Below are 23,966 nucleotides of genomic sequence, written 5' to 3'. Positions count from 1 at the left end.
ATGGGGCTTGTGAGCCAGACTACAAGCCCGGCACAAGCCCCATGCTTCATGGATTCAAAAGACCGATCAGGCCTGTTGACCCATCAGTTCTTCAAAAGAAATGGCTTTTTCGACCACTTTGGCCTGGGCCAGGACGAAATCGGACACATTGCTCTCGATGACCACGGCCTCGACTTCGGCCATTCGCTGGTTGTCGCTGTTGTACCAGCGCACCACGTCGTCCGGACGCTCATAACTGGCGGCCAGCTCTTCGATGTGGGCTTTGATCTGCTCGGGCTTGGCGTGCAGGGTGTTGCCACGCACAACTTCAGCCACCACCAGACCCAAGCGCACGCGCTGCTCGGCTTGAGGACGGAAGATGTCGTCAGGGATCGGGGCCTTGTCGGCATCTTTCACGCCACGCTGCTTCAGGTCGGCACGGGCACCTTCTTTCAGGCGCTCGATTTCGTTTTGCACGATCGACTGAGGCAGGTCCAACTCGGCCTTGGCGACCAAAGCGTCCATGGCGGCTTGCTTGTTGCGGGCCAGCAAGCGGAATTTCACTTCGCGCTCGAGGTTTTTGCGGATGTCGGCACGCAGGCCTTCAACGGACGCATCGGCAATGCCCAAAGACTTGACCAAGGCTTCGTTGACTTCAGGCAAATGGGCCGCTTCGATTTTCTTGACGGTGACCAGAAAATCGGCTGTTTTACCGGCCACATCTTGACCGTGGTAATCGGCGGGGAATGCCAAGGGGAACGTCTTGCTTTCGCCGGACTTCATACCGCGCACGGCGTCCTCAAATTCCTTGAGCATCTGGCCGTCGCCTAGGATGAACTGAAAGTCTTCGGCTTTGCCGCCAGAAAACACTTCACCGTCGATCTTGCCTTCGAAGTCGATGGTGGCCCGGTCACCGTCTTGAGCGGCGGCGTCTTGCGCGCGCTGAGCGAAGGTGCGGCGCTGTTTGCGCAGGATGTCCACGGTCTTGTCGATGGCGGCGTCGGAGACTTCAGCCGTCAATTTTTCAACTTCGGTGTCGGCCAGGTTGCCCAGCTTGACTTCGGGGTACACCTCGAAGATGGCTTCAAAGTTCAGCTCGCCCTCAGGCGCGCCTTCTTTTTCGGAAATGCGGGGCTGACCTGCCACGCGAACCTGGGCTTCGTTGGCCGCGATGGCGAAAGCCTGACCGACTTGGTCGTTCAGGACTTCGTACTGAACCGAGTAACCGTAACGCTGAGCGACCACGTTCATGGGCACTTTGCCTGGACGGAAACCGTCCATCTTGACCGTGCGGGCCATTTTCTTCAGGCGTGCATCCACTTCGGTCTGAATGGCCGCCACAGGCACCGTCAGGTTGATCTTGCGTTCCAGCTTTTCAAGGGTTTCAACAGTCACAGTCATCGTCGTTCTCGGTTAATTGAATGTCTCACAGGCCGCTGGTTGTCCCATCGGCCACAAGTCGGTTGGTGCGCGGGGCGGGACTCGAACCCGCACAGTGTTGCCACCGTCAGGACCTAAACCTGGTGCGTCTACCAATTTCGCCACCCGCGCCTGTCCAAACAAAAAGGGCGACAGGTGGGCAAAAGGGCTTCAAAGCTCTGCGACTCACCTGACCGCCCGCTTGAAATCGGTCAACTTTCTATTTTAGCCGCTTCAAATAGGCAATTTCAGGCCCGGGCTTGATTTGGCCGCTCAATTCGGAACCAGGCCGCGTACATGGCGGGCAGCGCCAGCAAGGTCAAGGCCGTGGCCACAATCAGCCCCCCCATGATGGCCACCGCCATCGGGCCCCAAAAGATGCTGCGTGAGAGCGGAATCATGGCCAAAACAGCCGCCGCTGCGGTCAGCACGATGGGTCTCAAGCGCCGCACGGCCGACTCCACAACCGCTTGCCAAGCGACCATGCCCGCCGCTCGGTCTTGCTCGATTTGGTCGATCAAAATCACCGAATTGCGCTGAATCATGCCCATCAGGGCGATCACGCCCAGCAGCGCGACAAATCCAAAAGGCCTGTCCAAAACCAACAAAGCCCCCGCCACGCCCGCCATGCCCAGAGGTCCGGTCAAGAAAACCAGCATCGCACGGCTGAAGCTTTGCAGCTGCAGCATGAGCAAGGTGAATGTGATGAACAGCATGACAGGCACACCTGCGGCAATCGAAGCGGAGCCTTTGGAGCTCTCCTCCACCGCACCGGCCACCTCGATCCGGTACCCATTCAAACCCTGGCCTTGCCAGTAGGCTTCGGTCTTTTTGAGGTCCGGCAGCAACTGCGCCGTGACGGTGGCGCCCTGTAGCCCTTCGGCAATGTCGGCCTGCACCGTGATGGCAAACTGCCGCCCCTCGCGCCACATGACACCAGGCTCCCAAGCCAAGACCGGGTGGGCCACTTGGAGCAAGGGGATCGAGCGGCCAGAGGCGGTGGGGACATAAGCTTGGCTCAGATCCGACAAGGCATCCCGCTCGGCCAATGGTTGGCGCAACACCATGTCGATCAATTTGTCACCCTCGCGGAATTGCCCCACAGGGACACCCGACAACAAGGTCCGCGAAGCTTGCGCGATGGATTGGCTGCTCACCCCCAGAGCCCTGGCTTTGGCTTGGTCGATCTCCAGCCGGACCGACTTGACCGATTCGTTCCAGTTGTCGTTCACGCCACGGGTGTTGGGGTTCAGTCGCATTTGGGCTTTGATCTCGTCCGCCTTTTGGCGCAGAACCTGGGGGTCTGAGCCCACCACGCGGAACTGCACCGGATAGGGCACGGGTGGGCCGTTGGGCAACAACTTGACCCGCCCACGCACTTCGGGGAACTCCTGCGCCAGCAAAGCGGGCAGCTTGGCCCGCAGCACTTCGCGGGTTTTCAGGTCAACCGGCAAAACAATCAGCTGCGACACGTTGGTCTGCGGAAAAACCTGATCGAGTGGCAAATAAAAGCGTGGAACGCCTGAACCAATCCAAGCCGTGACCGATTTGACACCCGCCTCTTGCAACAGGCGTTGCTCCACACGCCGCGTGATGTCCTCACTGGCCAGGACGGGCGACCCCTCGGGCAACCACAAATCCACCATGATTTCTGGGCGCGAGGAGTCCGGGAAGAACTGCTGCTGCACCTTGCCCATGCCCACCATCCCCATGGCGAACAAGAACACCGTGATACCGATGGTCTTCCAGCGGTGCGTGACACACCAGGTCACCCAAGCGCGAAAGTGCCGGTAGAACGGGGTGTTGTACATCTCGGCCGAATCGAGTTGTTCGGCCGTCAGCGCGTGCGCCGGGGGTTTGAGCAAGCCAGCGCCCAAATACGGCACGAAGTACACCGAAGCCACCCAACTGACCAAGAGCGCCACCACCGTGACGGCAAAAATCGCGAAGGTGTATTCACCCGTCATGGACTTGGCCATGCCAATCGGCAAGAAGCCGGCTGCCGTGATCAAGGTGCCCGTGAGCATGGGCATGGCCGTCAACTCATAGGCAAAAGTCGCGGCACGCACCTTGTCGTAGCCCTCCTCCATCTTGCGCACCATCATCTCCACCGCAATGATGGCGTCGTCCACCAGCAAACCCAAGGCGATGATGAGGGAGCCCAGCGAAATTTTGTGCAGGCCAATGCCCAAATAATGCATGGCCAAAAACGTGACGGCCAGCACCAGTGGAATGGTGATGCCCACGACCAAACCGGGGCGAATGTCCAATGTCCAGCGGCGCCACAAGGGATTCACGCCAGGCCGCTTGTGCAGCCCCAACGCCAAGAAACTCACCGCCAACACGATCACCACCGCCTCGATCAGCACCTTGATGAACTCATTGACCGAATTGGACACGGCGCTCGGCTGGTCCTGCACCTGGGTCAAAGCCATGCCCGCAGGCAAGCCGGCTTGGATGGACACGATCGTTGAACGCAAAGACGCGCCCAGGGCGATGATGTCACCGCCTTTGGCCATGGACACCCCCAGGGCGATGACCTCTTGTCCGTCGTGGCGCACTTTGACGCTGGCCGGATCGGCATAGCCCCGGGTGACCTGGGCAATGTCCGACAAGCGGATCTGCGCGCCCGATGAGCCACGGATCGGCATGGCTTGAAGGTCTTCCAGCGTCTGAAACTGTCCGCCCACGCGCACCTGCACCACATCGGCAGGTGACTGCACGGCACCGGCCGACTCCACCGCATTTTGTTGGCCCAACTGGGCCAGCACCGCGCCCATGTCGAGCCCCATTTGCGCGAGTTTCTTTTGCGAGACCTCGACGAAGACTTTTTCGTCTTGCACGCCAAACAATTCGACCTTGGCCACATCGGGCACGCGCAGCAGCTGCTGGCGCAAGCTGTCGGCTTGCACCTTGATCTCGGCCGGGCTAAAGCCCTGCCCACCCAAGGCGTAGATCACGCCGTACACATCGCCAAACTCGTCGTTGAAAAACGGCCCCACCACGCCCGGCGGCAGACTGCCGCGCATGTCACCGATCTTTTTTCGCACCGCATACCAAAGCTGCGGCACATCGCCGGGCTTGGAGTTGTCCTTGATCTGAAAAATGATCTGCGCCTCTCCCGGCTTGGAGTAGCTGCGGATCTTGTCGGCAAAGGGCACTTCTTGCAGCGTTCGCTCGATCTTGTCGGTCACTTGCTCGGCCACTTGCGCCGCCGTAGCGCCTGGCCAATAGGCGCGCACCACCATGGCCCGGAAAGTGAACGGCGGGTCTTCGTCTTGACCCAGCTGAAAATAGGACGCCATGCCCAAGACCATCAGCACCACCATCAGGTAGCGGGTCAGGGCCGGGTGCTCCAGCGCCCAGCGCGAGAGGTTGAATCGGGTGTTGTCAGATTGACTCATGCCATCACCGCTGCGCTGCAGATGCGCCAGCTTGGGCGGGCGCAGCCGATTCGGCTGAAACAGGCACGGCGCCTGGTGATGAACGGCTCGCTTGGCCGGTCGCGTTGTAAATCGTCACCTTCTGACCGGGTGACAGCACATGCACACCCGCGCTGACCACCTGCTGCCCCAGTTGGAGGCCCGAGGTGATCACCACCTCGTTGCCGTCGACCCTGCCCACCTGAACGGGCTGGGTACGCACCGTCATGCTGACCGCATCCAACACCCACACCGCCGTGCCCGCACCCTCTTGGCGCAATGCGCTGGTGGGCAACTTGATCACACCCGCCTGGCTGCCCGGCAATTGCAAAGCCTGCACATTGACCGTGCTGCCCAGAGGCAAGCGCTCGGACGCTTGCAGGGCCAACTTGACGGCATAGGTGCGCGTGACCGGGTCGGCACTGGCGGACAATTCGCGCACTTGGCCTTGCAAGGCTTGACCCGTGCTGAGCAAGGTGGCCTTCATTTTCTGCCCGACTTTCAGGGTCAGGGCCATCGCCTCAGGGACGGCAAACACCGCATCACGGGGTCCATCGTGCGCCAATCGCACCACAGGCTGTCCGGCCGAGACCACCTGGCCGACTTCGGCATCCACACCCGTGACCACGCCCGAGTGGCTGGCCGTCAAACGGGCGTAACCCGCCTGGTTGCTTTGGGCTTGCGCTTGGGCTTTGGCTTGGCTCAGCTGCGCATCGGCAGCTTTCAGGGCCGCTTCGCGGCGCTCCAACTCCGCACCGCTGATGAAGTTTTGCGCTTTCAGTGCTTCAAAGCGCTTGAAATCTGCCAAGGCCAAATCGCGCTGGCTTTGGGCCGACACCACTTGTGCGGCTGCAGCCTGTGCAGACAATACATAGTCCTTGGCGTCGATCAAGGCCAACAACTGCCCTGCCGCGACACGCTGCCCCTGTTCAGCAGGGCGCTGGACCAGCTTGCCTGCCACCTGAAAGCCCAAGCGCGACTCCACCTGCGCTCGCACCTCACCGGCGTAGTCACCCGAAATGTTCAAATCTGCGCCCGCCACGGTGATCAGCTTCACGGACCTCAAGGGCTCTTGGGGAGCTTCTTTCTTAGAACAAGCTGCCAATACAGTCCAAACAGCAGCGGTGGCCAACAAACGAAAAACTCGCCGGTTGGCGAGTGACAAAGAGCTTGGCATGGGGTTTCCAGGAAAATAATGACTGACTGGTTAGTAATTTAAGCAATGACGCCCCATTTGTCAAGCGACAATCCGCATTGACCATGCCCTTCAGCGCCCTCTTCAACCGCCCCCCTGGCCCCGCCATCAGCGCCCAACTCCGGCGCATTTTGCGCGGGGTTTCACGCTCGTTTCACCTGTCCATCCAGCTGCTGCCTCCCGCTTTGCAGTCTCCGGTGGCGATTGGCTATTTGCTGGCCCGCGCCACAGACACGGTGGCCGACACCACCGCTTTGCCCATCGCACAGCGCCACGTCTTGCTGGACCTCCTCACGCAAAGCATCGCGGACACGACAAGGTCGAGCGAACAGATCGAAAAACTGACAGGCCTGACCCAGGCTTTTGCCGCGCAACAAACAGACCCTCAGGAACGCGCCCTGATGCAAGCCTTGCCCCAATGCCTGCCGCTCCTGCACAGCTTGGGGCAGGATGACCAGCGCAGCGTGCGACTGGTCCTGAGTCACATCACGCATGGCCAGCAGTTGGACATGACACGCTTTGGCCCGGGTCTCCATGCCTTGCAAACCGAAGCCGAACTGGCCGAGTACACCTGGCTGGTGGCCGGCTGCGTGGGGGAATTCTGGACCGAGCTGTGTGGCCGCCATCTGCCCGGTTACAGCCTGCTGCCGCAGCAAGAGATGGTGCAAATCGGCCGCTCTTACGGCATGGGACTGCAACGCCTGAACATCCTGCGCGATGCGGGCGCCGATCTGGAGGGCGGGCGTTGTTACTGGCCCATGGAGACGCTCGCAAAGGCAGGTTTGACCCCAGCCATGCTGGCGCAAACGGCGCAAACATCACAAACGGCCCCAACCCATCATGCCCACACGCTCAAAGCGCTGAGCCCGCTCTTCAACGAGGGCCTGGACCGCACCCAGGCCCATCTGGCCGATGGCATGCGCTACGCCTTGGCGCTCAAGCCCCTGCGCCTCAGATTGGCCAGTGCCTTGCCCGCCTTGATCGGTGCGCGCACCGTGGCGCTGCTGCGCCAGGCCGGACCTGCGGCCCTGAACCAGCGCGTCAAAATGCCACGCCAAGAAGTGCGCAGCCTGCTGTGGCGCATCGCCTTGGGCCGGGGAACTGCTGCCGTTCTGGAAAGAGAATTTCTCCGAGCGGCAGGCAAGCCCTTGCCGTGAACCTGCGCTTTGAATGCGAGAATCGGAGCCCATGAGCCCGCAAGACTACGTCCAGCAAAAAGCCGCCGCCTCGGGCAGCAGTTTCTATTACGCCTTTTTGTTTTTGCCCCCCGAGCGGCGTGCGGCCATCACCGCTTTTTATGCCTTTTGCCGCGAAGTGGACGACGTGGTGGACGAAATCACGGACCCCGGTGTGGCCGCCACCAAACTCGCCTGGTGGCAAAAAGAAGTGCTGCAAGCCTACGCAGGCCAAGCCAGCCACCCCGTCATGCAGGCCCTCATGCCCCTGGCCCCCACCTTCGGCATTGAAAGCCGCCACCTGATGGCGGTGATTGAAGGCTGCCAGATGGACCTGAACCAGACCCGCTACCTGGACTTTGCGGGCCTGCGCCAATACTGCCACTTGGTGGCGGGCGTGGTGGGCGAAGTCGCCGCCCGCATTTTTGGCCAGACAGACGACGCCACCACAGCCTACGCACACAAGCTGGGCCTGGCCTTTCAGATGACCAACATCATCCGCGACGTGGGCGAGGACGCCATGCGCGGGCGCATCTATCTGCCACTGGACGAGCAGCAACGCTTTGGTGTCAAAGCCAATGAATTGATCCAGCGCACTTATTCAGACAACTTCACCGCGCTGATGAAGTTCCAGACCGACCGGGCCCACGCCCTGTACGACGAAGCCCTGGCGCTGCTGCCCGCCGCCGACCGCCGCGCTCAAAAACCCGGCCTCATGATGGCCAGCATCTACCGCACCTTGCTGCGCGAGATCGAAGCCTCAGGTTTTCAGGTGCTGCACCAACGCATTGCCCTCACGCCGCTGCGCAAGTTGTGGCTGGCCTGGAAGATGCAGGCGCTGGGGCGGTTTTAAAAATTCCAAGCACCTTGAGCACAGTCTTTGTGCTGCGGTGCGGTCATTCGAACGTGATCGTCTTGCGCCCGCGCCTTCATTGGTTGCACCTGGCGGCGCAAGTTCCCTTCATCGCCTTGAGGGCTATTGACCTTCTGTCTGAATCGACAAATAATCTCCAGAACGTTTCAAGTCGGAAACGATGTTTTACTAAAGAAACAACATGAGCATCCTCGGCATTGACGAAATCACCTTCGGCGCACACGACATCGCCCGCTGCCGCCAGTTTTTTCTGGATTGGGGTTTGACACTGGTCGAAGAAACACCGCTGCGCTTGGTGTACGAATCGCTCAATGGCTGCCGCGTGATCGTGGCCCACTCCGACACACCAGGTCTGCCTGCAGGGATTGAAGCGGACCCCACACTGCGGGAGGTGGTGTGGGGCGTGGCCAACGCGGCGGACATGGCGCATTACGGCGCTGCCATGCAACAGTGGCCCGGTTTTGTGCAAAGTGACGCTCGCGTGGGGTGCACGGACCCGAGTGGTTTGACCATTCGTGTGCAGATCAGCCGCAAAAAAGACATTGACCTGGATTGCGCGCAGGTCAACACCTGGAACGAGCGGTCTCGCGTTGACCAAGCCAGCCCTGCATATGAGCGCGCTTGCCCCATCGAGGTCGGTCATGTGGTGCTTTTTGTCAAATCGCTGGAAGCGGTCACACAGTTCTACCAAGAGGTCTTGGGCTTTGTGATCTCGGACCGTTATCCAGGTCGTGGCCACTTCTTGCGCTGTGCCCCACGAGGAGGTCATCACGACTTGTTCTTGCTGCAATTGCCCGAAGCCCGCAACGGGCTGAACCATGTCGCATTCACCGTGCGCGATCACCACGAGGTCTTTGGGGGTGGTTTACACATGTCGCGCTGCGGCTGGGACACGGAACTGGGCCCCGGCAGGCACCCCATCTCGTCGGCCATCTTCTGGTACTTCAACAGCCCTGCTGGCGCTTTGGTCGAGTACTACGCCGACGAGGACGAGTTGACCGAAAACTGGCAGGCCCGTGAATTCACGCCCGGCCCCACCATGTTCGCCGAATGGGCCATCAAAGGCGGCATCGATGGGGAGACACGTCGGCAAAAGAACGCCGAGGCACCCAGCGGACGGTTCATGACCGACAAACCCAAGGCCTGAGCGGCTGCCATCTCATTTCATTTTGTATCTTGGAGCAAGCTTTCATGTCACACCACCCCGCTGCGCTTTACAACGAAACCCACCAGTCACGAACCAAGGCCCCCACCAATTACGAGAGTTTGCTGGGTGACTCGATTGAACGCGCCTTTGGTGCAGGCATCCAAGACCTCGACGGTCTGGTTCAGTACCTCAACACCACCGGGCCATCCGGACCCAATGGTCAAGCATGGACGGCAGAGTCCTACAAGCAAGAGATGGCCCGTTTGGCCGCCTGAAGCAACACCAAGGAAAACACATGAACGCTCACGTCATCAACGTTCAACTTGACCCCGTGGATGCCGTCCTGGAAGTCGGCTTGAAAGACCTTTGGTTTCCGGTGTGTCCTTCCGGCTTTGTCAAGGACAACCCGGTTTCTCTGCGCCGACTGGGCTACAAAATTGCGCTGTGGCGCGATGCCACGGGCCAGGTGCATGCCCTCGAAGACCATTGCCCGCACCGCGGCGCACCGCTGTCCTTGGGGGTCATCTTGGGTGACCGCATTGCCTGCCCCTACCACGGCGTGGAAGTGCGACATGACGGCACGGTGATGCGCGTGCCCGGCAGTCCTGGCTGCAAACTGGAAGGCTCACGCCCCACACGACGGTTTCACACCGCCGAATCCAACGGCGCCATCTTTTTGTTCAACGCCAGCAACCCGGCGCTGGACGAGGCCCCCGCCCTTAGGCTGCCAGAACAATTGACCTCGCCCGAATGGTCGTCCTTCCTTTGCTACACCGAATGGGGCGGTGACTACCGCTACGTGCTCGACAACATCATGGACCCGATGCATGGGGCCTACCTGCACAAACAGTCACACACCATGGCCGAAGGCGACATGACGGCTGAGTTCCAAATCCGGGACCTTGAGAATGGCTTCATCTTTGAAAAGAAGCACCAGCGCGATGTGAACTTTGACTGGACAGAGTGGATGGACACCGACATCCACCTGATGCGCTTGGAAATCCCCTACCCCAAAACCGGCGGGCCTGGCGGCAACTTCTCCATCATTGGCAGCTACACCCCCATCACCAACCGCGCAGCGGCTGTCTTCCACTGGCGCTGCCGCAAGGTCGAGGGCTGGCAGCGCGACACTTGGCGTTTCCTGTACAAAAACCGCTTAGAACAACGCCACTGGAATGTGCTCGAGCAAGACCGTGTGGCGGTGGAAAACATGGAGCCTGACGCCAACAAGCGCGAGCACTTGTACGCGCACGACATGGGCATCGTTCGCTTGCGCCGCCACCTGCGCAAGCTCGCCACCGAACAACTGAGCCAAGCCAGCACCTGACATGAGCACGATGCAAGCCTGGGTGCACACCCTGAAGTACGAAGCCCAGGACATCATCAGTGTGGAGCTGCGTCCCATGCCGGGCGAAACCCTGCCTGTGTTTGAGGCCGGCGCCCACATCGACCTGCATCTGCCTGGCGGTTGGGTGCGCAGTTATTCGCTGGCCAACGATTGCCGCGAGCGCCACCGCTACCTGCTGGGCATCCTCAAAGACAAAGCCAGCCGGGGTGGTTCTCGGTCCGTCCACGAGCAACTGCGCGTGGGCATGACACTCACCATCGGCGCACCCCGCAACAACTTTCCTTTGCACGAGGACGCCGACCACGCCGTGCTGATCGCTGGCGGCATTGGCGTCACGCCCATCTTGAGCATGGCGCAGCGCTTGCAGTCTCTGGACCGGTCTTTCGAGGTGGTCTATCTGGCACGCTCACGCCCGGCTGCGGCCTTCATTGAAACACTGAAGGCCTTGGCATGCCCGGTGCATTGGCATTTCGACAGCGAAGCTGGCGGCCCCCCGGACTTGAAAGCCTTGCTGGCCCAACGCAGCCCCAAGGGCAACACCCATTACTACGCCTGCGGCCCGGCTCCGATGCTCGACGCCTTCGAAAAATCCTGCGCCGAATTGGCCTATGCCAACGCGCACATCGAGCGCTTTGCGGCGCTCGAGGTCAAGGCGGCAGACGATGCGCGCCCACATTTCACTGTCGAGTTGCGCAAGAGCCAAAAAACTTTTGAAGTCACACCGGACACATCCCTGCACAAGCAGCTTTTGGCACTGAAAGTCAATGTGCCTTTCAGTTGTGAGGAAGGCATTTGTGGCTCGTGCGAAACCCGCGTACTGGAGGGCACGCCCGATCACCGGGACATGGTGTTGAGTGCTTCAGAGCAAGCCAGCAACCAAGCCATGATGGTGTGCGTGTCGGGTTGCAAAAGTGCGCGCTTGGTGCTGGACCTCTGAGCGCTCAGGCCGACGCCAGCGGGTAGGGGCTGGTGTTTGTCTGGCCAAGCATGGCATAAGCCAATTCGCCCATCAAGCGCATGCGCAGCAGCTGACTGGCCGGGTCGTTCCAAAGGTTGCGCAACTCCAAGGGGTCTGCGCGCAAATCGCACAGTTCGCCCCAAGGCTGGCCATCGTAGATGCTGATGCGGTGATCCAAGGTGCGCAAGGTCCGCATCCGGATGCGTTGGTCTAAGCCGAAATCCAAGCGCTGCCCTTCCTCTTCAATCAACACACTGGCGCGCAGCACATCGGTTTGACCTGTCACCACTGGCAACAAAGACCGCCCCTGCATGCCGTGGACTGGCGCAAGGCCTGCACGCGCCAGCACCGTGGCAGCGATGTCAATGGTCTGAGCCAATGCGGTTGTTTCTCGAGGCGCAAGGGATGACGGTGATGCAGATGACGCCAGGTCAGACCAAATAAAGGGAACCCGAGTGAGCCCGCCGTCATGCAAGCCGCCTTTGAACATCAGCCCGCGGTCGCCCAACAAATCACCGTGATCGCTGGTGAACATGACCACCGTGTTTTCGGCCAGGCCCAAGCTTTGCAACTCGGTCATGACGCGGCCAATGGCATCGTCAATGCAAGCGATGTTGCCGTAATTGAGGGCCAGGGCTTCACGGGCCTCTTGGTGAGTGACGGCAAAGGAGCCGTGACCTGGCTTGAAGTGGGCAGGTCGGTTGGCGCGCTGTGCGTGCAGCCAACGGACAGGCGGCGGTGCATCGATCAGTTCAGCATCAAAGCTGTGGGGCAATTCAACATCGCTTGGCCGGTACATGTCCCAATACCGGCCAGGCGGCGTGAAGGGATGGTGCGGATCGGGAAAAGAGCATTGCAAAAAGAACGGTGCATCACCCGCAGCAAAGCCCTGAAGCATCTCGCAACTTTTCTCAGCGATGTAACTGGTGGGATACAAGGCCTCGGGGACTTGGGTGCGCCAAGCTTGCCGCAAATGGGTCAAGGCCCAGTCGGGCGTTGGCAAGGCGTTGTCAGGCCCGATCAGGCGGTCGGCATCTGGCAATTGCCGACGCAACCAGCGCCGCCAATGCCCACTTTGCTCATCGGCATGGCCAATCGTCAGTGCCACTTGCTCAAAGCCGTAATAGGGCAAGTCCAATTCAAAGGCATCGTCTTCATCCCAACGGCGAGCCACCTCTTGGCCATACCGACCTGGAAACAAAGCTTTGGACTCTTGCACCAAACGCTCAACACCTTGCGGCCAAAAGGGCGGCACCGACGTGATGTTCTGCAAATGGCTCTTGCCGGCCAAGGCCGTGCGGTAACCCGCCTCGCGCAAGGACTGCACAAAGGTTTTCTCGCCATGGGAGAGTTCGCGGCCATTGAGCTGCAAGCCATGTGCGCTGGGCAGACGCCCCGTCATCAGCGAGGCTCGGTTGGGCTGGCAAATGGGCGTCGCGACATGAAACTCGGTGAAACGACAACCCCGCGCAGCCAGCGCATCGATGTGCGGTGTGCGCAGCAGAGGGTGCCCTGCGCAGCCCAAGTGGTCAGCTCGGTGCTGATCTGTGATGAACAGCAGGAAGTTGGGCCGCTCAGACCGGATCATCAGTCGGCTTTGATGTTCAGCTCTTTGGCCAGTTGGCCATAGCGCTGGCGATCGGCCTTCATGAACTCCCCCAAAACCTGCGACGATCCGCCCAGCACATCCAGGCCTGCAGCCGCCAGTTTTTCCCGCACGTCCGGCAATTTGAGAAGGTCGTTGATGTCGGCGTTGATTTTGAGGCGCACGGACTCGGGCGTTCCGGTCGGCGCAAAAACGCCATACCAGGCATTGACCTCCACACCGCGCACCCCTTGCTCTAAAGCCGTTGGCACTTCGGGCAAGAGTGGCGAGCGGGTCTTCTCGGTCAAAGCCAATGGCACCAGCTTGCCGGATTTGATGTGTGGCAAAGCGCCCCCCAAACCGACGAACAGAAACTTCACCTCGCCCCCCAGCGCAGCCATGACCGAAGGATTGACGCCTCTGTAGGGCACATGCAACAGGTCCACACCAGCGGCGCGTTTCAGCATTTCCCCGGCAAAGTGCATGGGAGAGCCATTGCCTGCACTGCCATACGGCATACCGCCCTGCTTTTTGGCCAGTGCCAGCGCCGATGGCAGGTCCTTCACGTTCAGCGTCGGCGTCACCAGCAAGGCCATCGGTGTGGTCGCAGGAGCCACCACCGGCATCAAATCGGTATGCACATCCACGCCACCGCCTGCACCCGGAGCCAACACATGGGGCGATATCACCATGGTGTTGGTGGTCAGCAGCAAGGTGTGTCCATCGGCGGGTGACTTGGCCACAGCCTGTGCACCGAGCAAGGCCCCTGCGCCGGGGCGGTTTTCCACCACGACAGGTTTACCCCATTGAGCCGCGAGTTTTTCTGCGAACACGCGCGCCATCAGGTCCGGCCCACCTCCGGGCGGAAACGGCACCACAAGGCTGACGTTCTTTGATGGGAAAGACTGGGCCCAAGCAGGCTGAAGCCAGCCCATCGCGAGACAGGCCACGGCCACCAGTGAAGAAAATAATCCCCATTTCTTTTGCATCCATCGTCTCCTGAGGGTGAATTAAAAAAATTGGAACGCTGGGTTCAGCCTTGCAAGCCCAGATCCACGGCCCAAGCATCGTAACCATAAACACCATCGGCATTGCCCTGGGTTTTCATCCATTGATTGCCACGCGAACCCAATTGAATTTCAGCCGTGCGCGTTTGGCGGGCCGCCGCATAACGTTGCAGAGCTGGCCCCACATCAATCAATGTCTGCGCCTTTTCCAGACAACGCGCCACCACCACACCATCTTCGATGGACATGCCCGCGCCTTGTGCCATGAAGGGCAACATGGGGTGGCAAGCATCCCCCAACAGACTCACACGACCCAGCGACCATTGCGGCAGCGGCTCACGCTCGTACAAAGCACTTTTGAGCACGCTCTCACAAGCAGCCAACAGCGCGCGTGCATCCGGGTGGTAGTCACGGTAGAAGCTGCGCAATTCGTTCACATCGCCCGGACTCGTCCAGGATTCCTCATGCCAGGAGTCCTGTCCCGTGGTGGCAAAGATGAAGGTGTCACGCCCCCGATTCAAAGGGAAGGTCACGATCTGACTTTGCGGGTTGGGGCCCCACCATTTGGTGAATGCCTCTATCTCGGGCACTTGCCGAACCTTATCGGTGGGCACGACCGCGCGAAAAGAAACAACGCCTGTAAAGCGGGGTTGCTCTTCGCCAAACAAGGCGGTACGAACCTTGGAGTGGATGCCATCGGCACCCAACACCACGTCATGCAGCGCTTGTTGACCGTCTTCAAACAACAGTTGCACTCCGGCATCACTTTGGCTGAGCGAGCGCAGTCGCTTGGCAAACTTCACCGCCTCGGCGGGCACCTGTGCAGCCATCACCGCCAGCACGTCAGCGCGGTGAATCGTGAGTTGAGGCGCGCCGTAGCGCTGCTCGGCTGTGTCACCCATGGGCAAACGCGAAGTTTCCAGTCCGGTGTCCCAATCGCGGCTGATGCGGAAAGTCGGGCGTGCGCCGCTGGCGCGAATGCCTTGCGCCACGGCATCGCCCAAACCATCCAAGGCGCGCACGGCATTGGGCGTGAGGTTGATGTCTGCCCCCACGCGCATGAATTGCGCTGCCTGCTCGTACACGGTGACTTGGTGGCCTTGCGCGCGCAAGGCAATGGCTGCGGTCAAACCACCAATTCCAGCACCCACGATGGCGATGTCGAGTGAAAGTGTCATTTGAAAATCCTGAAAGTGAAGAGAGACTTGGCGGCCCGGATGGTCAGAAGACCCCAGGAAAAGAACCACCATCCATCAAGATGTTCTGGCCGTTGATGTAGCCCGCATGCACGCTGCACAAATAGGCACAGGTGTTGCCAAGTTCATCGGGTTGACCGAATCGGTGCGCTGGGTGTTTGGCCAAACGTGCCGCGATGGCCTGATCGGTGCTGATCCCTTGCCTGGCAGCTTGCGCAGCAAAGTTACCGGCCAATCGCGCGGTGTCGAAAGTGCCAGGTAACAAATTGTTGATGGTCACGCCCTGGGCCACGGTGGAACGGGCCAGACCCGCCACAAAGCCCGTCAAGCCGCTTCGCGCACCGTTGGACAAGCCCAACCCGTCAACTGGGGACTTCACCGCACTGGAAGTGATGTTGACGATGCGGCCAAATCCACGTGCCATCATGCCGTCAACCGTGGCTTTGATCACGGCAATGGGCGCCAACATATTGGCTTCCAGTGCACGCAGCCAGATGTCACGGTCCCAGTCCCGAAAATCACCGGAGGGCGGCCCGCCTGCGTTGGTCACCACGATGTCAAAGTTTTGCTGTGCTTGCCAAATCAGCGCGCGGCCGGCTTCGGTGGTCACATCGGCGGCCACGCTCGAGACCGCGCCAGCACCCAACAGCCGCAAGCGCTCTGCCGCAGCCAACAAGGGCGCTGGCGTTCGCGCCACCATCAGCACATCAACGCCCTCGCGGACCAGGGCTTGCGCACAGGCGTAACCCAGCCCTGCGCTGGCACCGCACACCAAAGCTTTTTTTCCAGCAATCCCCAAGTCCATGTCTCAACTCCTCAATCGGCACACCCACATGCAACGCCCATTTGACAACGGGTATTTTTCAAGAGGCCGCCCAAGCCATGGGGGCCGTGTTCATGCCCCAGTAAAAGCTTTTCTGTGTGGTGTATTCCAAAATGCCTTGGCGGCCTTTTTCACGGCCTGTACCACTGAGCTTGACCCCACCAAAGGGGGTGCTGACTGAAAACAATTTGTAGGTATTGATCCACACCGTACCGGTTTGCAAAGCACGCCCGATGCGCCAAGCGGCTTTGTAGTCGCGCGTCCAGATGCCTGAGGCCAGGCCGTAATCGTTGTCATTGCATTGAGCGATCAGGTCAGCCTCATCCGTCCACGGCAAGAGCGCCAGCACCGGACCAAATATTTCTTCCCGGCACATGCGTGCGGTATTGGGCAGGCCCTCCATCACGGTCGGCAAATAATAGCTGCCCAGCTCGTAATAGCCGCCTTGTGGCCGCGCACCACCACACAGGATGCGGCCACCTTCGTCTCGACCGATTTGCACATACCGTTCAACGGAATCGCGGTGACCCCGATTCACCAAAGGCCCCATGTGGGTGCTTTCCAGCGACGGGTCGGCCACCCGCAAACCCTTGACCGCAGCCAACAATCGCGATTTGAACTCGTCGTACACCGAGGCATGCACAAAAGCCCGGGAACCCGCAATGCAAGACTCGCCCGAGGAACTGAAGATCCCGTACACCACACCCGCCACCGCATGGTCCAAATCGGCATCGGCACACACGATGGTGGGTGATTTACCGCCCAATTCCAGTGAAGTCGGCATGAGCTTTTCAGCAGCAAGGCGCTCAATGCCCATGCCCACCGACGTCCCCCCGGTAAAAGCGATGCGCTTGACCAGCGGGTGGCGCACCAACGCGTCGCCCACGACCGAGCCTTTGCCTGGCAGCACACTCACGATGCCGTCGGGCACACCGGCTTGCTGGGCCATGCGGGCCAGCTCGATCGCCATGCGGGGTGTGATCTCGGCCGGCTTGATGACGATGGCACAACCCGCAGCCAGCGCTGGGGCCATTTTTTGCGCTTCACTGGCAATGGGCGAGTTCCACGGCGTGATGGCCCCGACCACGCCCAATGGTTCGTGGAGACTCAGGGTCAGAAAATCACCTCGGACAGGCGTGACCGCATCCTCCCACGTCTCAGCGGCAGCGGCGAAGTACTGGAATGTTCCCGCTGCACTGGCCACCAGGGCACGGCATTCTTTGATGGGTTTGCCGTTGTCCAGGCGCTGCAATTGCGCCAAAGTTTCCGCTTGCTCACGGATGCCTTGGGCCATGCGGTGCAGCATGCCCGCGCGCTCGTGGGGCATGAGGCGAGCCCACGCGGGCTGCAAGCGCGCTTGCTCGGCTGCCTGGACAGCCTCGTCCACATCGCCTACGGTCGCCGCATGCAGCTGCGCCACGGCCGAGCCATCGTGCGGGTATTCGGTCACATAGGCTGGACCGGAAGCATCACGCCAACGGCCAGCGAGCAAGGTTTGGATTTTTTCAGTCATCTGGAAAGCTTCGGGTCAAGTGGTCACGCTGGCAGTTCGGTTGAGCAAAAAACGCACTGCCGACAAGACAGTGAGCGCCGATGTTTTGGGGTTGTCGGGTAGGGGCTTGCCGCGCATGCGCACCTGCATCTCGCCAAAAGCACCCTTGGCCTCAAATTCGTGGATGTTGTCGGTCACACCCGGATCGGCAATCAGCCGCACGCGCGTGCGGTCCAAGCCCAGACCGGCCCATGACAAAGTTGCGGCGACATTGGCATTTTTGGGGTAGAGTCGCGCCGCTTCGCGAGCGGTCGCTTCCAGAATCACCGTGGGCTCGGTCAAAGCATCCAGGTCCACCAGCTGCTCCGCAGGTGAGCCGCGCCAGCCGGCTGGCGGCTTGCGGCCAATGTAGGTCACGCTGTCCAAGCCCGCTTCCTTTGCCGCCGACAGTGCATCCACGCCACCGATCGCGCCTGCCAGCAAGTGCAGTTGCGTGCCGCCCTGCTCGGCCGCTGCTTGCAGCTGTTCGGGCAAGCCTGGCTCTGACAAGGCGCCAATCGACAACACCGCGCATTCCGTGCCCCGCTGCAAAGCGGGTAAGACATGTGCGGTCAAGGCGGTGTGCCCAGCGCACTCCAACACCAGAGGGGTGTTGACAGGCACCTGGTGCGTCACCGTGACGCCAGCGCCCAATTCGTTTTGCAAGGCGGCCACTCTGGCCTTTGTCACCACGATGTGCGTGATGCGCACACCCGCATGCCCAAGCATGCGTTGATGAACAGAACGCCCGATGGCGCCAAATCCAATCAGGGTCAGCTCTTGGATGCGCATGGCTCAATCCGTCTTTTTGGGAGGGCCGGCAAATTTCACCGCAAACGCACCCCAAGCCGCCATGTCCACTTCGACCACCACAGGGCCGGGGGTTTTCAGGGCCTGTTCCAGCACGGCATCGGTCTGCGCCGGATCGCTGAGTTGGTGATGGACCACCTGCAAACTGGCACAAAACTGAGCAAAGTCGGGGTTGTGCAGTTCCACGTAGCAGTGTCGGCTGCCATACACGGCATCTTGAATGTTTTTGATCACGCCGTAGCGGCTGTCGTTCATCAACACAATCAGCAAGTCGGCGCGCTCTTGCGCAGCGCATGCCAGCTCGCCCACGTTGAGCATGAAACCGCCGTCACCTGCCAACACCACGGTCTTGCGTCCAAGGGCATGTTCTTGATTGGCCAACGCCACACCAATGCCCATGGCAAGTCCCTGACCGATGCCGCCGCCCAAAGCGTGCACACCTGCACGCGGGTGGTCCAAGACGGGTGCACGGTTGCCCCACATCGTGTTGGACAAGGTGATGTCACGCACCCACCACAGGGCTTTTCCGGTTGCCGCTTGCAAGCTGTTTTTGAGTTGCACATAAGGCCCTAAGGTGCTGTCCACCAAAGCTTCGGCTTCACGGCGGGCATTTTTCAGATCCGTCAAGAAGGCCGGATCGGTCTGCATGCGGCCTTCCAGCGCATCGGCCAGCGCGTCCAAGGTCAAGGCCGCATCGCCCTGCACAAAATATTCACTGCCATAGGCGCGGTTCTGGGTCAGTGCATGGGCGTCAATGCGAAAACGGTGCGCAGGCAGTTGCAGTTTGTAGGTGAGCGTCTCATTGCTGCGCAAACGCGAGCCCACGACCAACATCGCGTCCACGCTTTGGTAGAAAGCCTCGCTGGGTTTTTGCAGGTTGTACGAGCCCAAGCTGGCCGGGTGGTCTTCGGGCAGAATCCCACGCCCTTGCACCGACGTGACCACCCCCCACCCCATCGCCACCAAGCGCTGCACCGCAGCCCCTGCGCCTCGGGCACCGCCACCCAGCCACAACAAGGGACGCTTTTTGGCAGCCAACAAGTCAGCCAAGGTCTGCACCGCTGAAGGTGCAGGCACCAGCGGCGCGACGGGCAGGGGCATCAGATCCAGCGGCAAAGGCAAGCGCATGGCTTGCACATCGATCGGGATTTCGATGCTGACCGGCCCACAGGGCGGCGTGAATGCGAGTCGCACAGCTTCGCGCAATGTGGCCAGGGCGGTCTCTGGATTGCGGATGCGAAACGCCTCCTTGCCCACCGACTTGAGCATGGCCAGCTGGGCCGGGTGCTCATGGATGAAACCCAAATCACGGTCCAGAAATTCCGATTCAATTTGACCGGTCAGGTGCAGCATGGGCGTGCCTGCGGTGATGGCTTCGACCATCGCGCCGGCGGCATTGCCGCAACCCGTCCCTGTGCTGGTCACACACACGCCCAGCACCCCACTCACGCGCGAGGCGGCATCTGCCATGTTGCAAGCACCGGCTTCCCCGCGGGCTGAGACAAAACGAATCTGCCCGCGTGTATGGAATGCATCCAAGATGGGCATGTTGTGAATGGAGATCACGCCAAAGGCGGTTTTGACGCCACAGCTCTCCAAAAATCGGGCGACCAATTCGCCCACAGTGATGGTCACGGCAGATGTGTTCATGTGCTTCTTTTGTCCTTGGTTTTGGCCGGAGTCACGCTGCGCTGCGGCAAATGGCTCAAGCGCTCGGTCAATTGTGAGGAGGCCGTCTTGACCAATTCGACGAGGGGCATGAGCGCATCGTCTTCAATCCGTTGAGAGGGCACCGAAATGCTGATGGCCGCAGTGACTCGTCCTTGTCCGTCAAAAACCGGCGCGGCAATGGTGGAGATACCGGTTTCGTAGCCCCCCATGCTGACGCCGTAACCCTTGTCACGGTCCTGATCAATCAACACCTTCAGGTCGTGCAAATTGGTGGGCGTCTTGGGCGTATAGGCTGGCAATGTTTTTTCGGGATACAGCGCAGCGAGGTCTTTCATGTCGACATCGGACAGCAAAGTGCGGCCCAGCACAGTCGCATGCGCTGGCAACCGAGCCCCCACCTGAATCGAGTGGAACATCGCATTGCCACCGGCAGCCTTGGCGATGAAGACCACCTCTCGTGCATCACGCACCACCAAGTGGGCAGAAAAGCCGCTCTGATCACGCAATGACTCGATGACGGGACGCCCGACTTCCGTCAACTCCATGGAGGACAGCAGCTCAAAGCCGAGCCGCAATACGGCCAAGCCCAGCTTGTAGCTCACCCCGTCTGGGCAGCGCTCCAAAAAACCGCTTTGCTCCAAGGTAAACAGCATGCGAAAAACCGAGGCTCTGGGCAAACCCAATCGGCGTGACAGTTCCGCGCCACTGAGTTCACGCTCATCGCGGTTGAATTGCATCAACAACTGAAGGCCTCGTGCCAGACCGGGCACCGTGTAGCGGTCGTCGCTGCTGGGCTTATCGTTCATCTCAAACACCTAAAGCGGGCAGGCCCAGCACATGGTTGACGGCATCGGCAGCCTCCAAAGCGCAAGCATGGCCAACAGGGCCCAAACTGATGCGCTCCAGGTCCAGCACCTGGGCCACGCGTTCGCAGCCCTCGGGGCTTGTGACCGTGTCATCGTCGCCACTGGCCACCGCCACCGGGCAACTCAGACATTTCAGGTCTTGCGCCAAGTTGGCTTGCCCCAGCATGTGCACCGCCTGGCTGTAACCTGCCGGATCAATTTGGGACATGGTCATGCGCACCGCCTCTTGCAACACGGGCGAGGCACGGGATGACAGCATGGCCGCCGCACGGGCCGCAGCCATGCCTTGCGGTCCAAGTTGCCGCAAATTTGTCAATCGGCCTTGCACCACGCGTTCACGCTCGGCCAAGGGCGCATCACCATAGCCACGGGCGGGTGCCAACAAAACAAGCCGGCTGACGCCCTGGGGCCTCAAACGCGCCGCACTGGCCGCCATCAAAGCGCCCAGGGAGTGCCCCGCCAGGATCACGGGGTGGCTCACATACAAAGCATCCAACCAGGACCACAGGCGCTCGGCATAGTCTTGAGCGCTGGGCACATCCATGGGCAAATGCGTGCTGCGGTCGTACCCCGGCGCGTCCCACGCCAGCAGGCGCACATCGCTGCGTCCGACAGCCGCCCCCAACTGAAAAGCCCAACTGGCTGAGGACGAGCCAATGCCATGCAACAAGACATGGGTCACTTGCGGGGCCATACCCGCACTGCGGAACTGGATCTTTCCGTGCGCGGTGTCCACGGTGGAGCGCACCACGCCCGACAAAGCATCCGATGGGGTGAGCTTCATGTCAACGCTTGATTTTGGACAAGGGTGAATCGGGCGGATAGACCGGCGTGATGGGCTTGGGCGTGCCCAACATCACGCACATCAAGGCATCTTCGTCGCCGATGTTCTGCTCTTCGCGGTAGACACCCGGCGGCACTGAAATCAAGTCACGCTCACCCAGCGTGGCTTCCCAGCGCTCGCCGTCTTTTTCGCAAATGACCTTCATGGTCCCACGCAAAACAAAGAAGATTTCCTCCACGTCGTAATGGATGTGCGATGGGCCAATGCCACCGGCAGGAATCAACATGGTGGAGAACGTAAAGTGGGCGGAGGGCACGGTGTTGCCGTCTTTGGCGACCCCCGTGGCACCCGTGCCGACATAGCGCATTTGGGCACGGCGGTATTTGGGGTCAAAGTCGGCTTGAAACTTCAAGGCATCCCAGTCGTAACGGCGAGTGGACTTGAGTGCAACCCGGCCTTGCATCCAATCCGCAAAAGACTGACCCGTTTGTTGCAACATGCTGGCCTGGATTTGCATCTCGGGCGGAATTTGGGCATTGAGCAAGCCGTTTTCATTGAAATGCGGCTGATTGGCCGCCTCCAGTACTTTCTTCGCGTGTGCGTCCATGATTTTTCCTTGTTTTTAATGCATGACAAAGCCGCCGTTGACCGGCAGCAACTGGCCCGTGATGAAGCCACTGCCCTGGGTTAACAGGAACAAGGCGGCCGCGTTCACGTCCTCTGGAATTTGGGGGCGTTGGATGGCGCGCCCGTTCAGGTAATGGTCGTGCCGCGCTTGCGGCACGTATTCAGTGGCCTCGACCAAGGTCAGGCCTGGCGCGATGGCGTTCACGGTGATGGCATCGTCGCCCATCTCTCGGGCCAACGACCGGGTCATGGCGATCACAGCCCCTTTGCTGGCCGCATAAGCGAGCAAACGGGGGGCGCCCCACAAAGCGGTGTCTGAGGCCAAATTAACCACCCGCCCCCGTCCACTGGCCGCCAGATGCGGCTTGGCCGCCTGCGTCACCAACCAAGTTCCGCGCACGTTCACATCCATCACACGGTCCCACATGTCGAGCGTCAACTCGTCCATGTTGCGACCCCCGGAGTTGGTGATGGCGGCGTTGTTGATCAAGCCGGTCAAGCCGCCCATGGCCGCTGCTGCAGCGTCGACACCGGCACGGATACTGGCTGGATCCAACAGGTCCAGCGGTACATACACCGCCAGCGGTCCGAGTTGCGCAGCCAGCGCTTGGCCGCGTTCATGCAAAACATCGCTGATGGTCACTTGCGCACCGGCTGACACCAAAGCCCGTGCGAAGCTCTCACCCAGACCACGGGCAGAGCCGGTGACCAACACTTTGCTGCCCTGAAGATTCATTTCTTGCATCATGGATCCGTTTCTCAGGCGCCAGGCCGTTGTGCGTTGACCAGGTAATGCAAGACGCGTTGTTCGGCCAAAACCACCGCGTAGTAGGCCAAGATGCCAATCACCGTCAACGCACCAATCACCACAAAAACACCTGAGGTGTTGCCCTGGCCTTCAAAAAACACCAACAAATAACCCAGCCCCATGTTGCCGCCCACCAGCTCACCCACAACCACGCCGATCACGGCCAGCGTGCTGGCAATCCGTAAGCCAGAAAACAAGGGGGGCAAGGTGGTCGGAAACTCGACCATGCGAAACACCTGAAAGCGTGTGGCTGAAAAGGAGCGCGCCAAATTGATCAAATCTGCGTCCATGGCACGCATGGCCGACAACACATTGATCAAAACCGGGAAAAACACAATCAACACGGCCACCAAAATCTTGGGGTAAATGGTGTAGCCCAGCCACATCACAAACAGGGGCGCAAAAGCCACCTTGGGGGCAATCTGCAAAGCCAGCAAATAGGGCGACAAGATGGCCTCTACGCGTGGCGAAACACCCAAAGCGTATCCAATCACGGCGCCAAGAGCAGAACCCAAAATGAAACCGATCACCACTTCAGCCGCCGTGATGCCGGCGTGCCAAAGCAAGCGCTCTGCCCCCCAAATGCGCGCCCCTTCGCTCATCACCTGACTGAAGGGTGGCAACACAAACTGTGGGACACCCAACCAGGCGGGAACGTACTCCCACAAAAGCAGGAACAGGACCAATACAGCCAAGCTCCAGGCCGAGGTGATCAGTTTTTCTTGGGTCATATCGATGCGT

The 23,966-nt window shown here is 60.3% G+C and carries 21 protein-coding genes and 1 tRNA gene; 6 read left to right on the top strand and 16 right to left on the bottom strand.

From position 1 onward, the window contains the following. Positions 1-66 precede the first annotated feature (66 nt). The 4 genes from tig to B9Z31_RS07600 form a co-directional block, all read right to left on the bottom strand. Positions 67-1,380: a trigger factor gene (gene tig, locus B9Z31_RS07615; protein ID WP_100118963.1), complete on the bottom strand. Its 1,314-nt coding sequence runs from the start codon at positions 1,378-1,380 to the stop codon at positions 67-69. Positions 1,381-1,443: 63 nt separating this feature from the next. Beyond that, positions 1,444-1,530 (bottom strand) — tRNA-Leu (locus B9Z31_RS07610). A gap of 116 nt (positions 1,531-1,646) precedes the next feature. Then, positions 1,647-4,802: an efflux RND transporter permease subunit gene (locus B9Z31_RS07605; protein WP_100118962.1), complete on the bottom strand. Its 3,156-nt coding sequence runs from the start codon at positions 4,800-4,802 to the stop codon at positions 1,647-1,649. 4 nt (positions 4,803-4,806) lie between these two features. After that, the gene (locus tag B9Z31_RS07600) at positions 4,807-5,997 is read right to left on the bottom strand and encodes an efflux RND transporter periplasmic adaptor subunit (protein WP_100118961.1); all 1,191 of its coding nucleotides are present in this window, start codon (positions 5,995-5,997) and stop codon (positions 4,807-4,809) included. A gap of 83 nt (positions 5,998-6,080) precedes the next feature. On the opposite strand from B9Z31_RS07600, the gene B9Z31_RS07595 reads away from it, so the two are divergent. The 6 genes from B9Z31_RS07595 (at position 6,081) to B9Z31_RS07570 (ending at position 11,496) form a co-directional block, all read left to right on the top strand. Further along, entirely contained in the window at positions 6,081-7,172 is a 1,092-nt protein-coding gene (locus B9Z31_RS07595) for a phytoene/squalene synthase family protein (RefSeq protein WP_100118960.1), read from the top strand. Positions 7,173-7,203: 31 nt separating this feature from the next. After that, a complete protein-coding gene (gene hpnD, locus B9Z31_RS07590; RefSeq protein ID WP_100118959.1) occupies positions 7,204-8,043 on the top strand; it encodes a presqualene diphosphate synthase HpnD in 840 nt (279 codons plus the stop codon). Between the two features lie 202 nt (positions 8,044-8,245). Next, a complete protein-coding gene (locus B9Z31_RS07585) occupies positions 8,246-9,211 on the top strand; it encodes a VOC family protein (protein WP_100118958.1) in 966 nt (321 codons plus the stop codon). A gap of 44 nt (positions 9,212-9,255) precedes the next feature. Continuing rightward, entirely contained in the window at positions 9,256-9,486 is a 231-nt protein-coding gene (locus B9Z31_RS07580) for a recombinase-like helix-turn-helix domain-containing protein (RefSeq protein ID WP_100119130.1), read from the top strand. 20 nt (positions 9,487-9,506) lie between these two features. Beyond that, a complete protein-coding gene (locus B9Z31_RS07575) occupies positions 9,507-10,538 on the top strand; it encodes an aromatic ring-hydroxylating dioxygenase subunit alpha (protein ID WP_100118957.1) in 1,032 nt (343 codons plus the stop codon). Position 10,539: 1 nt separating this feature from the next. Further along, complete coding sequence (locus B9Z31_RS07570; protein WP_100118956.1) at positions 10,540-11,496, top strand: PDR/VanB family oxidoreductase; 957 nt, start codon at positions 10,540-10,542, stop codon at positions 11,494-11,496. 4 nt (positions 11,497-11,500) lie between these two features. On the opposite strand, the gene B9Z31_RS07565 is transcribed toward B9Z31_RS07570, so the two are convergent. The 12 genes from B9Z31_RS07565 to B9Z31_RS07510 form a co-directional block, all read right to left on the bottom strand. Beyond that, entirely contained in the window at positions 11,501-13,105 is a 1,605-nt protein-coding gene (locus B9Z31_RS07565; protein ID WP_100118955.1) for a sulfatase, read from the bottom strand. Further along, on the bottom strand, positions 13,105-14,091 hold the full coding sequence (locus B9Z31_RS07560) for a tripartite tricarboxylate transporter substrate binding protein (RefSeq protein WP_100118954.1): 987 nt from the start codon (positions 14,089-14,091) through the stop codon (positions 13,105-13,107). The genes B9Z31_RS07565 and B9Z31_RS07560 overlap by 1 nt, the downstream gene beginning before the upstream one ends. A 44-nt stretch (positions 14,092-14,135) precedes the next feature. Then, entirely contained in the window at positions 14,136-15,287 is a 1,152-nt protein-coding gene (locus B9Z31_RS07555; protein WP_100118953.1) for an FAD-dependent monooxygenase, read from the bottom strand. A gap of 43 nt (positions 15,288-15,330) precedes the next feature. Then, positions 15,331-16,110: an SDR family oxidoreductase gene (locus tag B9Z31_RS07550; RefSeq protein WP_100118952.1), complete on the bottom strand. Its 780-nt coding sequence runs from the start codon at positions 16,108-16,110 to the stop codon at positions 15,331-15,333. A 58-nt stretch (positions 16,111-16,168) separates the two neighbouring features. Then, on the bottom strand, positions 16,169-17,641 hold the full coding sequence (locus tag B9Z31_RS07545; protein ID WP_100118951.1) for an aldehyde dehydrogenase: 1,473 nt from the start codon (positions 17,639-17,641) through the stop codon (positions 16,169-16,171). Between the two features lie 15 nt (positions 17,642-17,656). Further along, positions 17,657-18,451, bottom strand: coding sequence for an aspartate dehydrogenase (locus tag B9Z31_RS07540; RefSeq protein WP_100118950.1), 795 nt, complete (start codon positions 18,449-18,451; stop codon positions 17,657-17,659). A gap of 3 nt (positions 18,452-18,454) precedes the next feature. Further along, the gene (locus tag B9Z31_RS07535) at positions 18,455-20,119 is read right to left on the bottom strand and encodes a thiamine pyrophosphate-binding protein (RefSeq protein ID WP_100118949.1); all 1,665 of its coding nucleotides are present in this window, start codon (positions 20,117-20,119) and stop codon (positions 18,455-18,457) included. Then, positions 20,116-20,946: an IclR family transcriptional regulator gene (locus B9Z31_RS07530; RefSeq protein ID WP_100118948.1), complete on the bottom strand. Its 831-nt coding sequence runs from the start codon at positions 20,944-20,946 to the stop codon at positions 20,116-20,118. Before B9Z31_RS07530 ends, B9Z31_RS07535 begins: the two co-directional genes overlap by 4 nt. A gap of 1 nt (position 20,947) precedes the next feature. Next, positions 20,948-21,790 carry an alpha/beta fold hydrolase gene (locus B9Z31_RS07525; RefSeq protein WP_100118947.1) on the bottom strand — a complete coding sequence of 281 codons (843 nt, stop codon included), beginning with the start codon at positions 21,788-21,790 and terminating at the stop codon, positions 20,948-20,950. A 1-nt stretch (position 21,791) separates the two neighbouring features. After that, on the bottom strand, positions 21,792-22,307 hold the full coding sequence (locus B9Z31_RS07520) for a cupin domain-containing protein (RefSeq protein ID WP_100119129.1): 516 nt from the start codon (positions 22,305-22,307) through the stop codon (positions 21,792-21,794). A 105-nt stretch (positions 22,308-22,412) separates the two neighbouring features. Next, positions 22,413-23,162 carry an SDR family oxidoreductase gene (locus B9Z31_RS07515; protein WP_100119128.1) on the bottom strand — a complete coding sequence of 250 codons (750 nt, stop codon included), beginning with the start codon at positions 23,160-23,162 and terminating at the stop codon, positions 22,413-22,415. A gap of 14 nt (positions 23,163-23,176) precedes the next feature. Further along, on the bottom strand, positions 23,177-23,956 hold the full coding sequence (locus B9Z31_RS07510; RefSeq protein ID WP_100118946.1) for an ABC transporter permease: 780 nt from the start codon (positions 23,954-23,956) through the stop codon (positions 23,177-23,179). Positions 23,957-23,966 lie beyond the last annotated feature (10 nt).

This window comes from Limnohabitans sp. G3-2, from assembly GCF_002778275.1.
In the GTDB taxonomy this organism is placed as follows: Bacteria; Pseudomonadota; Gammaproteobacteria; order Burkholderiales; family Burkholderiaceae_C; genus Limnohabitans_A.
The sequence above is the reverse complement of the archived record's forward strand: the minus strand, read 5'-3'. Positions and strand labels throughout refer to the sequence as shown.